The sequence below is a fragment of the Geobacillus sp. DSP4a genome (genome assembly GCF_013096875.1).
Classification (GTDB): Bacteria; Bacillota; Bacilli; order Bacillales; family Anoxybacillaceae; genus Geobacillus; species Geobacillus thermophilus.
On the sequence record NZ_SDLD01000016.1, the window covers coordinates 49,243 to 62,257 of the forward strand.

The 13,015-nt window shown below is 53.0% G+C and carries 13 protein-coding genes, 1 tRNA gene and 2 pseudogenes; 13 read left to right on the forward strand and 3 right to left on the reverse strand.

Annotated features, from left to right (window positions below):
- The first annotated feature begins 12 nt into the window (after positions 1-12).
- From hisH to ETC02_RS07650, 11 genes are all read left to right on the forward strand, one after another.
- Positions 13-654 carry an imidazole glycerol phosphate synthase subunit HisH gene (gene hisH, locus ETC02_RS07600; RefSeq protein WP_014196729.1) on the forward strand — a complete coding sequence of 214 codons (642 nt, stop codon included), beginning with the start codon at positions 13-15 and terminating at the stop codon, positions 652-654.
- A complete protein-coding gene (gene hisA, locus ETC02_RS07605; RefSeq protein ID WP_014196728.1) occupies positions 654-1,391 on the forward strand; it encodes a 1-(5-phosphoribosyl)-5-[(5-phosphoribosylamino)methylideneamino]imidazole-4-carboxamide isomerase in 738 nt (245 codons plus the stop codon). Before hisH ends, hisA begins: the two co-directional genes overlap by 1 nt.
- Positions 1,388-2,146 carry an imidazole glycerol phosphate synthase subunit HisF gene (gene hisF, locus ETC02_RS07610; protein WP_014196727.1) on the forward strand — a complete coding sequence of 253 codons (759 nt, stop codon included), beginning with the start codon at positions 1,388-1,390 and terminating at the stop codon, positions 2,144-2,146. The genes hisA and hisF overlap by 4 nt, the downstream gene beginning before the upstream one ends.
- Positions 2,143-2,790, forward strand: coding sequence for a bifunctional phosphoribosyl-AMP cyclohydrolase/phosphoribosyl-ATP diphosphatase HisIE (gene hisIE, locus ETC02_RS07615; RefSeq protein ID WP_014196726.1), 648 nt, complete (start codon positions 2,143-2,145; stop codon positions 2,788-2,790). The genes hisF and hisIE overlap by 4 nt, the downstream gene beginning before the upstream one ends.
- A 152-nt stretch (positions 2,791-2,942) precedes the next feature.
- A complete protein-coding gene (locus ETC02_RS07620; RefSeq protein ID WP_063211644.1) occupies positions 2,943-4,412 on the forward strand; it encodes a tetratricopeptide repeat protein in 1,470 nt (489 codons plus the stop codon).
- A 75-nt stretch (positions 4,413-4,487) separates the two neighbouring features.
- Positions 4,488-5,444 carry a thioredoxin-disulfide reductase gene (gene trxB, locus ETC02_RS07625; RefSeq protein ID WP_011232538.1) on the forward strand — a complete coding sequence of 319 codons (957 nt, stop codon included), beginning with the start codon at positions 4,488-4,490 and terminating at the stop codon, positions 5,442-5,444.
- A 313-nt stretch (positions 5,445-5,757) separates the two neighbouring features.
- On the forward strand, positions 5,758-6,216 hold the full coding sequence (locus ETC02_RS07630) for an NUDIX hydrolase (protein WP_033012106.1): 459 nt from the start codon (positions 5,758-5,760) through the stop codon (positions 6,214-6,216).
- An 18-nt stretch (positions 6,217-6,234) separates the two neighbouring features.
- Positions 6,235-7,131 (forward strand): RNase adapter RapZ, encoded by an 897-nt coding sequence (gene rapZ / locus ETC02_RS07635; protein WP_033012069.1) that lies wholly within the window; start codon positions 6,235-6,237, stop codon positions 7,129-7,131.
- Entirely contained in the window at positions 7,128-8,081 is a 954-nt protein-coding gene (locus tag ETC02_RS07640) for a gluconeogenesis factor YvcK family protein (RefSeq protein ID WP_063211642.1), read from the forward strand. The genes rapZ and ETC02_RS07640 overlap by 4 nt, the downstream gene beginning before the upstream one ends.
- A 120-nt stretch (positions 8,082-8,201) precedes the next feature.
- Positions 8,202-9,164: a DNA-binding protein WhiA gene (whiA, locus tag ETC02_RS07645; RefSeq protein WP_011232534.1), complete on the forward strand. Its 963-nt coding sequence runs from the start codon at positions 8,202-8,204 to the stop codon at positions 9,162-9,164.
- Between the two features lie 14 nt (positions 9,165-9,178).
- A complete protein-coding gene (locus ETC02_RS07650) occupies positions 9,179-9,436 on the forward strand; it encodes an HPr family phosphocarrier protein (protein WP_011232533.1) in 258 nt (85 codons plus the stop codon).
- Positions 9,437-9,562: 126 nt separating this feature from the next.
- Here ETC02_RS07650 and clpP read toward each other — a convergent pair whose 3' ends face one another.
- On the reverse strand, positions 9,563-10,153 hold the full coding sequence (gene clpP, locus ETC02_RS07655) for an ATP-dependent Clp endopeptidase proteolytic subunit ClpP (protein ID WP_011232532.1): 591 nt from the start codon (positions 10,151-10,153) through the stop codon (positions 9,563-9,565).
- A 314-nt stretch (positions 10,154-10,467) separates the two neighbouring features.
- Between clpP and ETC02_RS07660 the strand changes: the two genes are divergently transcribed.
- Positions 10,468-10,539: transfer RNA gene (locus ETC02_RS07660), tRNA-Arg, on the forward strand.
- 135 nt (positions 10,540-10,674) lie between these two features.
- Here the strand turns inward: ETC02_RS07660 and ETC02_RS17680 are convergent.
- Together ETC02_RS17680 and ETC02_RS07665 are read right to left on the reverse strand one after the other, a co-directional pair.
- Positions 10,675-10,794, reverse strand: a pseudogene (locus tag ETC02_RS17680) (site-specific integrase); the annotation flags it as partial.
- Between the two features lie 167 nt (positions 10,795-10,961).
- Positions 10,962-12,131, reverse strand: coding sequence for an IS256 family transposase (locus ETC02_RS07665; protein ID WP_008880572.1), 1,170 nt, complete (start codon positions 12,129-12,131; stop codon positions 10,962-10,964).
- Positions 12,132-12,237: 106 nt separating this feature from the next.
- On the opposite strand from ETC02_RS07665, the pseudogene ETC02_RS07670 reads away from it, so the two are divergent.
- Positions 12,238-12,798: pseudogene (locus ETC02_RS07670) on the forward strand (IS982 family transposase); the annotation flags it as partial.
- Positions 12,799-13,015 lie beyond the last annotated feature (217 nt).

Here is a 13,015-nt window from a genome sequence, read left to right on the forward strand (position 1 = left end):
GAAAGGAATGGGATGACGATGATCGGGATCATCGACTATGGCATGGGCAACTTATACAGCGTCAGCAAAGCGCTCGAGCGGCTCGGCTGTCCGTATGTCCTAAGCGGCGACAAAGAGGAGCTCGAGCAGGCGCGCGGGCTGATTTTGCCCGGTGTCGGCTCGTTTCGCGATGCGATGCACATTTTAAATGAGACAGGCCTAGCTGCTTTCATCCGTTCGGCGGTTGAAAACGGCACGCCGCTGCTCGGCATTTGTTTAGGGATGCAGCTGTTGTTTGACGAAAGCGAAGAAAACGGGCCGACAAAAGGGCTTGGCTTGCTTCGCGGCCGCGTCGTCCGCTTTCCGGGCGTCACGAAAACCGGCGAGCCATACAAAGTGCCGCACATGGGCTGGAACCGGCTCCGCTTTCATCGTCCGTCGCCGCTCCTTCGTGGCGTCGAGGAAGGGCATGTCTATTTTGTCCATTCGTATTATGTCATTCCAGGGGATGAGGACGTCGTGCTCGCGAGCAGTGAATATGACGTTGATGTTCCGGCGGTCGTCGGGCGCGGCTGTGTGTTTGGCACACAGTTTCATCCGGAAAAAAGCGGTGCGGTCGGCATGAGCATCTTGAACAATTATGTCGGCATCGCCACGGGAAGGGGGAACGGCTGATGGCGGCGTTTACGATTTATCCGGCGATCGATATGCGCGGCGGCAAGTGCGTCCGCCTGCTGCAAGGCGATTACAACAAAGAAACGGTGTACGGCGATTCGCCGGTCGCGATGGCCGAGCAATTCGCCGCTCAAGGGGCGGAGTGGATTCATATGGTCGATTTGGACGGAGCGAAAGAAGGGCGCCGCGTCAACGACCGGTTTGTCATTGAAGCGGCCCGTCGTCTTTCCGTCCATGTGCAAGTGGGCGGCGGCATCCGGACGGAAGAGGATATCGTGCATTATTTAGAAAATGGGGTCGCCCGCGTCATTTTAGGAAGTGCGGCCATTTCCGACCCGCCGTTTGTGAAAAAGATGCTCCAAAAATACGGCCGCCGCATCGTGATTGGCATTGACGCCCGCGACGGCTTCGTGGCGACGGAAGGGTGGCTTGCGACGTCGAACGTCAAGGCGGAAGAGCTCGGGCGGATGCTCGCTGAGGCGGGGGCGGAGACGTTTATTTTCACCGATATTGCGACCGATGGCACGCTGTCGGGCCCGAACATCGCCGCCGCGGTCCGGTTGGCCGAGGCGACGGGAAAAGAAGTGATCGCTTCTGGCGGCGTCAGCTCGCTTGACGATTTGCGCGCGCTCTGCCAATATGCTGGACAAGGCATCGGCGGCGCGATCGTCGGCAAGGCGCTTTATACGAATCAGTTTACGCTCGCGGAAGCGCTCAAGGCGGTGAACGAGCGATGATCACGAAGCGCATCATCCCGTGCCTCGATGTGAAAGACGGGCGCGTCGTCAAAGGAGTACAATTTGTCCAGCTGCGCGATGCCGGCGATCCGGTGGAGCTCGCGAAGGCGTACGATGAGCAAGGGGCGGACGAGCTCGTGTTTTTGGACATTTCCGCTTCCCATGAAGGGCGGAAAACGATGGTCGATGTCGTCGAGCGCGTCGCCGCCCAGCTAGCGATTCCGTTTACGGTCGGCGGCGGCATCCACTCGCTTGAGGATATGAAGCGGATGCTTCGCGCCGGGGCCGACAAAGTGTCGCTCAACACCGCCGCGGTGCTCCATCCGACCTTGATCACCGAAGGGGCGGACTTTTTCGGCTCGCAATGCATCGTCGTCGCCATTGACGCGAAATACGATGAAACGCTTGGTTCATGGCGCGTCTATACGCACGGCGGCCGCAACGCCACGAACTGGGAAGTCGTCGCTTGGGCGCAGGAAGCGGTCCGTCTTGGCGCCGGGGAGATTTTGCTGACGAGCATGGACGCGGACGGCGGCAAAAACGGTTTTGATATTGAGTTGACGCGGCGGGTGAGCGAAGCGGTCCCGATTCCGGTCATCGCCTCGGGCGGCGCCGGCAAGGCGGAGCATTTCCTCGAAGCGTTCGAAAAAGGGAAAGCAGACGCGGCGCTCGCGGCATCGATTTTCCATTACAAAGAAACGTCAGTCGGACAAGTGAAAGCGTACTTGAAAGAAAAAGGGGTGAACGTGCGATGACGGCGGACATTCGCTTTGATGAAAAAGGGCTTGTACCTGCCATCGTCCAAGATGCGCAAAGCAAGGAAGTGCTCACGCTTGCCTATATGAACAAAGAGTCGCTTAAAAAAACGCTGGAGACCGGAGAAACATGGTTTTACAGCCGCTCGCGCCAAGAACTATGGCATAAAGGGGCGACATCTGGAAACGTGCAGCGCGTTGTCGACATCCGCTACGACTGCGACGCCGACGCCCTGCTCGTTCTCGTCGAGCCGGCCGGCCCGGCTTGCCATACCGGGTCGTATTCCTGTTTTTCCCGCTCGCTGGACGGCGCGGCGCGCACGCCGGCGGCCGACCGGTTTGCCATTTTGAACGAGTTGGAACAGATCATCGCCCAGCGCGACGCCGAACGGCCGGAAGGGTCGTACACGACGTACTTGTTTGAAAAAGGCGTCGATAAAATTTTGAAGAAAGTCGGCGAAGAAGCGGCGGAAGTCATCATCGCGGCGAAAAACCGGAGCCATGACGAATTGAAATGGGAAGCGGCCGACTTGTTGTACCATTTGCTTGTGCTGTTGCGCGAACAAAAGCTGCCGCTTGACGCGGTGCTTGCGACGCTTGCCGAGCGGCACGCGCAAAAGGTGGAAGCGAGCGACAAAAAATAACAAGATGGTTAGGTGAGAAAAAGGAACGTCTGCCATCGCGCCGGCGTTCCTTTTTTGCACGGAAAAACCGCATTCCTAAAGTTTCTTGCTTGTTTTCGCCGCCGATATGGTATACTGTTGTTCGACGAATTTTACGGACGACGGAGGACAGAATGGGAAAACAACTGAAGCGATCATCACGAAAAGCGACGATTGTACCGTTCATCCAAAGCGGAGATTACTTTTTTAAAAAAGGAATGAAAGCATACGACCGAGGCGATTTGGAAAAGGCGAGGAAATATTTTGAGCGCGCCGTCCGTTTGGATGAGCGCGACGCCTCATTCGCCTTGCAGCTTGCCCTTGTGCTGTCGGAGCTTGGTGAATATCAATTTTCCAATCAATGGCTGTTCAAAATTATCCATGATTTGGACGAAACGATGTACGACTGTTTGTATTTTTTGGCGAACAATTTCGCCTGCCTCGGCTTGTTTCGTGAAGCAAGGCAATACGCGGAACGTTATTTGGCGCATGAGCCGGCCGGAGAGTTTGCCGACGATGCTGCTGACTTGCTTGAGCTGCTTCGGCTCGATGGCTCGGAATGGACGGAAGAAGAGGAGCAGCTGATGGTGCTGGAGGATCGGGCCCGCCGTTTGCTTGAGGAGGAGCGGTTTGCGGAAGCGATTGAAGCGCTTGAAGCGCTCGTCGTGCGCTATCCGGACGTTTGGTCGGCGCATAACAATTTGGCGCTTGCTTATTTTTACAGCGGCGATGTCGACAAAGCGAAACAGAAAGTGCGTGAAGTGCTCAAACGCGATCCCGGCAATTTGCATGCGCTTTGCAATGCGCTCGTTTTCGCGTATTACTTGCATGATCAGGAGCAAGTCTCTTCCCTTTGCCGGACGCTCGCCGGGCTTTATCCGTTTTTCCATGAGCATCAATACAAGCTCGGGGCGACGTTCGCGCTTGTCGGGCGGTTCGATTTGGCGTTCCGCTGGCTGCACCGCCTGTACAAAAGCGGCTTTCGCGGCGACGGGCCGTTTTACTACTGGCTCGCCTGCACCGCCTACCATACGGGGCATGAATCGCTCGCTCGGAACATGTGGGAAGAGTTTCTCGTGTTTCATCCGGAAAAGCGCGGCGAGGAGCCGTGGGCTGTTCCGTCGTTCGACGAAGCGTTTGCCCGCATCATCCGCTGGATTGAGCAGGAAGGATTGGCTGACCAGTTGTACGGCTTATATTTGTTCAGCCGCTCGAAGCAAGCGGAGGAAACGGCCATGTCGCTGGCGGTCTGCCGCTTGTTGCCGTCTGACCCGCGCTTGCGTCCATTCATCGACTCGTTTTTATTTGGCTTGACCGACGGCTCGTCCGCCCGGGCGGGGAACGTCGGCCGCATGGTCGATGCGCTTTCGGCAAATAATGAAGAAAAGGAAGCACTCTGCCGCTTTGCGTTTGCGATTGCCGTCCATCCGCTGGCCGATGGCGAACGGTTTGCGAACGGAGCGGCGTGGGCGGCGGCGATTGAATACATGTGGCGCCGACAGCAAGGAGAGCGTGTGACGCAAAGAGAGATGGCGGCCAAATACGGCGTGTCGGCGTCGACGGTGCAAAAATACGTGCAAAAAGCGCGCCGGCTCTATACATGAGCAAATCAATAGACAGGGCGAATCGACTTCTATACGATGAAAATGGAATGATTCTCAAGCGAGGGAGTGGACGGTGTGGCAGACGAAAAAATTTACGATGTCATTATTGCCGGAGCCGGGCCGGCTGGGCTGACGGCGGCTGTCTATACATCGCGCGCCAATTTGTCGACGCTGATGATCGAGCGCGGCGTTCCGGGCGGGCAGATGGTCAACACTGAGGAAGTCGAGAACTATCCCGGCTTTGAAACGATTTTAGGCCCGGAATTGGCGGCGAAAATGTTTGAGCATGCGAAAAAATTCGGCGCGGAGTACGCATACGGCGATGTGAAAGAAATCATCGACGGCGAGGCGTACAAAACGGTCATCGTCGGCGATAAAGAGTACAAGGCCCGCGCGGTCATCATCGCCACCGGAGCGGAATATAAAAAACTCGGTGTACCGGGTGAAGCGGAGCTCGGCGGCCGCGGCGTTTCGTACTGTGCGGTGTGCGACGGGGCGTTTTTCAAAGGAAAAGATTTGGTCGTCGTGGGTGGGGGCGACTCGGCGGTCGAAGAGGGCGTTTATTTGACGCGGTTTGCCAATAAAGTGACGATCGTTCACCGCCGCGACAAGCTGCGGGCGCAAAAAATTTTGCAAGACCGGGCGTTCGCCAATGAAAAAATTGATTTCATCTGGAACCATACGGTGAAACAAATCAACGAAAAGGACGGAAAAGTCGGCAGCGTGACGCTTGTGCATACGCAAACAGGCGAGGAACGCGAATTTCCGTGCGACGGCGTTTTCATTTACATCGGGATGGTGCCGCTCTCGAAGCCGTTTGCCAATCTTGGCATCACGAATGAAAACGGCTATATCGTCACGAACGAAAAGATGGAGACGAAAGTGCCGGGCATTTTCGCCGCCGGTGATGTGCGGGAAAAAACGCTCCGGCAAATCGTGACGGCTACCGGCGACGGCAGCATCGCCGCGCAAAGCGCCCAGCATTACGTTGAGGAACTGAAAGAAAAGCTCAATAAGCAAGGAGTCAGCTGATCCGGTAACCAAATCGCAATCAAATCGTAATGGTTATTTAACCCATCTGTAACACGGGCGCAACACATTTGTCGTATGCTATAAGTAAGTAATTGACCCCCTTTTATATAGATCCTTTTTGGCGCGGGCATTTGTCCGCGTCTTTTTTTGTCTGGCGCTCGCTGGGCGCGAAAGGCGTTGGCCGGGCGGAGTGCGGGAAGGCCGCCGGCGTTTTGACAGACGGGCGTTTTCCAACGGTTTGAAGGTGGAGCGGCCTAGCCATTTATGGTAAAATAAAAATAATGAGATGCGCGCAACAGTTGGGGGGAACGACTTGCAACGGGTAACGAATTGCGTACTATATAAAGACGGCCGCGTGTTGCTTTTGCAAAAACCAAAGCGCGGGTGGTGGGTCGCCCCAGGCGGCAAAATGGAGCCCGGTGAAACGGTGCGTGAAGCTTGCATTCGTGAATACCGGGAAGAGACGGGCATTTATTTGAAAAATCCGAGGCTCAAGGGCGTTTTTACGATCGTGATGAAAAACGGGAATGAAACGGTGTCGGAGTGGATGATGTTTACGTTTTTCGCCGACGACTTCATCGGCGAAAACGTGCCGTCTTCCGAAGAAGGGACGCTCGCTTGGCATGAGGTTGAAGCGCTGTCCACGTTGCCGATGGCCCCAGGAGACTACCATATTTTAGAATACGCTGTCAAAGGCGAAGGGGTCATGTACGGAACGTTTGTATATACGGAGGAGTTTGAGCTGCTTTCATATCGTCTTGATCCAAGTTAGCGGAAGGGGAGCAGAAAAATGGGGAAACACGGGGCGCAGCAACCGATTCAACTCGTCATCATCACCGGCATGTCCGGGGCGGGCAAAACGGTGGCGATCCAAAGCTTTGAAGACCTCGGCTTTTTTTGCGTCGACAACTTGCCGCCGACGCTGTTGCCGAAGTTTTTGGAGCTTGTGAAAGAGTCCGGGAATAAAATGAATAAAGTCGCGCTCGTCATGGATTTGCGCAGCCGCGACTTTTTCGACCACTTGTTTGCCGCGCTCGATGAGTTGGCCGGGCAGGCGTGGATTATGCCGCAAATTTTGTTTTTGGATGCGCAAGACTCGACGCTTGTGGCCCGCTATAAAGAAACGCGGCGGACGCATCCGCTCGCGCCGAATGAGCCGCCGCTTGAAGGCATCCGCCTGGAGCGGAAACTGCTTGAGGAGCTCAAAGGGCGGGCGCAAATCGTTTATGACACGACTGGGCTCAAGCCGCGCGAACTGCGGGAGAAAATCGTCCGCCAGTTTTCATCGCACGCCCAGTCCGGCTTTACGGTCAACGTTATGTCGTTTGGATTTAAATACGGCATCCCGATTGACGCTGACTTGGTGTTTGATGTCCGCTTTTTGCCGAACCCGCACTACATTGAGCATATGCGGCCGAAAACCGGGCTCGATGAGGAAGTGGCGTCATATGTGCTCAAATGGGGAGAAACGCAAAAGTTTTTGGAAAAGCTGATTGATTTGCTGGCGTTTATGCTGCCGTATTACCAGCGCGAAGGAAAAAGCCAGCTGGTGATCGCCATCGGCTGCACGGGCGGTCAGCATCGTTCCGTGGCGCTCGCTGAGCATATCGCCCGCCATTTTTCCGCCGATTATAAAACGGTTGTCTCGCACCGGGACATGGAGAGGAGAAAGGAAGCGCATCGATGAGAGACAAACGAGCAGCGAAGATCGTCGTCATCGGCGGCGGCACTGGGCTTCCCGTCCTGCTTCGGGGTCTGAAACAGCACGATCTTGACTTGACGGCTATCGTCACCGTCGCCGATGACGGGGGGAGTTCCGGGCGGCTCCGGGATGAACTGCACATCCCGCCGCCTGGGGATGTGCGCAACGTGCTCGCCGCGCTGTCTGATGTCGAACCGCTTATTGTTGAGCTGTTTCAACACCGTTTTCAAAACGGCAACGGCTTATCGGGACACTCGCTCGGCAATTTGATTTTGGCGGCGCTCACATCGATCACCGGCGATTTTGTGAAGGCGATCCGCGAAATGAGCAAAGTGTTGAACGTGCGCGGCCAAGTGTTGCCGGCGGCGAACAAAAGCGTCGTGTTGCACGCGGAAATGGAAGATGGTACCATTGTTTCGGGCGAGTCGAAAATTCCTGGCGCGGGGAAAAAAATTAAGAGGGTGTTTTTAACCCCGGAAGATATTGAACCGTTGCCGGAGACGACCGCCGCCATCCGCGGCGCCGACTTGATTGTCATCGGCCCGGGGAGTCTGTACACAAGCATTTTGCCGAACTTGCTCGTGCCGAAAATCGGGCAGGAAGTATGCAAGGCGAAGGCGAAAAAAGTATATATATGCAACATTATGACTCAGGCCGGCGAGACGCCGCACTATACGGTGAGCGACCATGTGGAGGCGCTTCATGCTCATCTTGGCGGCCCGTTTTTGGACGCGGTGATCATCAACAGCGGAGCGATCCCGGAAGCGATCCGCCGCCGCTACGAGGCGGAGCGGGCCGAGCCGGTGCGTGACGACAGTAGCGGGCTTTCGTTGCAAGTCATCCGCGACGATATTGTCACGTACGAGGATGGGGTCATTCGCCATAATACGGCGAAAGTCGCCGCCCTTCTTCTCGGGCTTCTCCCTCACCGTTAAAGGCGGGACCCGAGTAGGCCGCAAAGCGCCATTATGGGCGGTGATGCTCCCGATGGCCGCGCCGAAAGTCAGGCACCTCCAACCGGCCGGATGCGGGGAACGAATGGAGGTGGAGCGATCGTGTCTTTTGCATCGGAAACGAAAAAGGAATTGACCCATTTAGAGGTGAAGCCTTGCTGCTTGCGCGCGGAGCTGTCGGCGCTTTTGCGCATGAACGGTTCACTGTCGTTTTCCGGCGGGCGAATGGCCATCGATGTCCAGACGGAAAATGCGGCGATCGCTCGGCGCATTTATACGTTATTGAAAAAGGGCTACGATGTCGCCGTCGAGCTGTTTGTCCGCAAGAAAATGCGCTTGAAAAAAAACAACGTCTACATCGTCCGCGTGACCGACGGTGCGGCTTCTTTGCTTCGTGAACTTCACATTGTCAACGGCGATTTTTCGCTCATCCATGACATTTCCCCGGAGCTCGTCAAGAAAAAATGCTGCAAGCGCTCGTATTTGCGCGGCGCGTTTTTGGCCGGCGGTTCGGTCAACAACCCGGAGACGTCGTCCTACCATTTGGAGATTTTTTCGCTGTATGAGGAGCATAACCGGGCGTTATGCGAATTGATGAACAGCCACTTTTTTTTAAATGCGAAAACGTTGGAACGGAAAAAGGGGTTTATTACGTATTTAAAAGAGGCGGAAAAAATCGCCGAGTTTTTGAACATCATCGGCGCCCATCAAGCGCTGCTCCGCTTTGAGGACATTCGCATCGTCCGCGATATGCGCAACTCGGTCAACCGGCTTGTCAATTGCGAAACCGCCAATTTGAACAAAACGATCGGCGCTGCGCTTCGCCAGGTGGAGAACATCCGCTACATCGACGAGACGATCGGCCTTGATTCACTGCCGGCCAAGCTGCGGGAAATCGCGAAACTTCGCATCGAGCATCAAGACGTGACGCTGAAAGAGCTCGGGGAGATGGTTGCCGGTGGAAAAATCAGCAAATCCGGCATCAACCACCGGCTGCGCAAAATTGATGAGATCGCGGAGCGGCTGCGGGCTGGAAAGCCGGTCGATTTCCATAAATCGCTGTAAAGGGGAGATGGAGAATGGTGGAAAAACAAGTGGAAGTGAAATTAAAAACCGGGCTGCAGGCGCGCCCGGCGGCGTTGTTTGTCCAAGAAGCGAACCGTTTTTCCGCTGATGTGTTTTTGGAAAAAGACGGAAAACGGGTCAACGCGAAAAGCATTATGGGCTTGATGAGCCTCGCCATCGGCCATGGAGCGGTGATCACGCTCATTGCCGACGGTCCGGATGAGCAAGAAGCGATCGAAAAGCTCGCCGCCTATGTGCAAAAGGAAAAGTAAAGCAGCGTGTGGGGCTGGCGGGGAAAGGAATGGAAAAGGCTGCTCCGTTTTTGTCGGAAGCAGCCTTTTTTCGTCAATGTCGGTGCAGGCGCAGCTCTATAGCGGTTCTGCCAACGTGTGCATGCCTTATTTTTCATCAGCGCGCGTCAGCACGCGGTCAATGATGCCGTATTCCATCGCTTTTTGCGCGGTCATAAAGTTGTCGCGGTCCGTATCGCGCTCGATCACTTCGATCGGCTGGCCGGTGTTTTCCGATAAAATGCGGTTCAATTTGTCGCGCAAGAACAAAATGCGCTTCGCTGCGATTTCGATTTCCGTCGCTTGCCCTTGGGCGCCGCCGAGCGGTTGGTGGATCATGATTTCACTGTTTGGCAAGGCGAACCGTTTCCCTTTCGCACCGGCGGCAAGCAAAAACGCCCCCATGGAAGCGGCCATGCCGATGCAAATTGTCGATACGTCCGGTTTGATGAACTGCATCGTGTCGTAAATCGCCAGGCCAGCTGTGATCGAGCCGCCCGGGCTGTTGATGTACAAGGAAATATCTTTGTCCGGGTCTTCCGCCGCCAAAAACAACAGCTGCGACACGATCGAGTTGGCCACTTGGTCGTCGATCGGGCTGCCAAGGAACACGATTCGGTCTTTCAATAAGCGCGAATAAATGTCGTACGCCCGCTCCCCACGGTTCGTCTGTTCGATGACAGTCGGAATCAAATACATCAAAAACGCCTCCTTTTCCATCCTAATGGATCAATATGTACGCCTTCATCATACACGAATGGTCAATGAAGGTCAAACAAAACGACCTTCCCCATTCTTTATAACATATTCGCGGCTAGCGGGAACATCCCTCTTTTCATCATAACCGCTTTTTTATTTTTTTAACCAGTTGCCTGTGGCGGTGACATTGATGTGGAAGGAACAAAGGCCTAATTTTTCCTGTTTTTTTATTGCATTTTCCCCTTGCATTTTTGCACGATCCTGCTATAATAGAACATGCGACGGAACGAAATAGAGAAATCATGAACTTCCATGCCCTCGTAGTGTAGTGGATAGCACGAGAGATTCCGGTTCTCTTAGCGTGGGTTCGAATCCTGCCGAGGGCGTTCCAACGATCCGACAAGTTCGGATTGAGATTCCCAAATCCCTTGATACGACCGCGTTTGCGGTCGTTTTTCATTTTTTGGGAATCCCGAAAAAAACGATAGAATCCGAAAAAATTTTGTACGAATTTTGCACGACTATTTTGCATGGTAGAGCTCCTCCATCGCGAGGTCGACCTGCCGGGATTCTTTTTGTTCCATCTCGTCCAAAATGTGCGAATATGTTTGTAGGGTGGTCACAATATCTTTATGCCCCAGGCCGCCGGGTACCGTCAAGAATTTTGTGTAATGTAAGATAGATAGGGTATCTCTGAAATGGATTTGGAATGGATAGGGAACCGGTTTCCTTCACACAAGAGACTGAATATTCAGTCTCTTGTGTGGAAAGGGAAAATCCCCTTATTTTGTTTATTTACAATATTTGGTTAACAATAACGTTCTTCGAACATTCGTTGAAGGGCTTCTTGCGCTTCGGCAAATCCTCGCAACTTTCGCCCTGCCCATTTCTCGTTAAAGTCCTGTATCGTCAAATATACGACTTTTTCAGCGGCTTCTAAGCTACTCAAGCTGTTCATGGGTTTGAGACGTTTCCGAATTTCCTTGATCGTTCGTTCGATGGCATTGGTCGTATAAATCACACTTCGAATACTGCTTGGATAATCCATAAATGTAAGGAGGACATCCAACTCATTGGCCCAAGATTGGACTTCCCTTGGGTATTTGTGAGACCATTTGGATTGAAACTGTTGAAACATCTCCAATGCGATTTCTTTATTCGGAGAACGATAAATGAGTTTCAGGTCCTCCGCCATTTCGAATTGATCTTTTTTCCGAACACGGCTGAGGGTGTTGCGGACTTTGTGCACGACACAGCGCTGCACATCGGCTTTCGGATACACCGCCTTAAAGGCTTCCTCCAACCCCGGAAGGCCATCGAAGACGCCAAGAAGCACTTCCTTGACGCCTCTTTTGTAGAGCTGTTGGAGAATCTCCTGCCATACATAGGCGCTTTCTTGTCCTCCTACGAAGAAATCAAGAATTTCACGATACCCTTCTTCGTTCACCCCCAATACCACATAAATAACTTCTTTCTCTACCGTATCCCGGCGAAGTTTCACGTACAAGCCGTCCAAATATAAGACCGAATAACGCTGGTGTAGTGGACGAGCGTGCCATTTCTCGATGTCTTCCTTCACGACATCGGTAATCCGGCTGATCGTCGCAGGAGAATAGGTGCTTCCTAGAATTCGTTCGATAAACTTGCCAATTTCACGCGTGCTCATGCCACTTTGGTACATCCTAATGATTGCTTCCTCCAGCCAGCCCGTGTGCCGTTGGTAAGGGGCAAACAACTGTGTTTGAAATTCCCCGTTTCGGTCTCTTGGAACCAAAAGACCCTCAATCCGGCCATATTGTGTATCTAGATTTCGCTGATAGTAGCCGTTTCTCATATTCGGCGTTCCAGCCTGTTCGATTTCGAGGAAATTTTTGATTTCTTCCCGCATAATCAGTTCTAATTTTTCTTTTACAAACTGACGAATGGCATTTTCCAGTTGATTTGCCCAGTCGACATTCGGTATACTTCTTTTAGACATAGGTAGGGTACTCCTTTCTCTGGAATGTGTTGTGGTCCAAATCAGAGAATACCCTACCTTTTTTCTTTTGTTCTAGCAAAATGCTTTACACAAAATTTTATACATCATCGCCAAACGTGGACAACATCACGCTTATGCGGTGGTGGATAGCTTACCCATTGAACTCTGCCACCACGCACGAATGTATCGCGTCAAACGATTTCAAGGAATCGCAGATATTGGGTATTGTGCATCCAAAAAGATGGCTTACTATGGATTTAAGCTTCATCTTCAGATTACCGACCAAGCGCTTCCGATGGGATATGTCCTGACCGAAGCATCCTGCCACGACCGGACAGCTGCGGAAACCGTGATGGCCCAACTTCCTCATCCGTATACACTTGGCGACAAAGGATATGTGAGCCAAGCCTTGCAAAAGAAACTATACGATGAATACAAAATCGCTTTTTGGACGCCTGCTCGGAAAAATCAACGAGTTGCGCAATCAAAAAAATGGAAACAATGGATGAAGCAAAAACGCAAAATCGTCGAAACTGCGTTCTCGGTTTTAGTGGATTCATTTCGGATTACGGAAATTCGTGCCAATTCGGTTTCTGGATTTGAAACAGCGCTTGATGGCATTTTATTGGCCCATTCTCTCGTTGTTCTTGGGCTAGTGGAGCGTTGACGCTCAACTAGCACCACGGGTACACATATACACGCTGTATTATACATATACATGTATATGTATTGCAATAATCATACTATCGCATCATTGCACGAGTGTTGATTATCCAAAATTATACATACGCCTTCCATAAATTTGGGCATACTCAAACAAAGCAGCGGCCATCCCGGATTTCCAATCGAGAGGAAGCTGCCCAGAGAAAAAACGGCGAACGAAC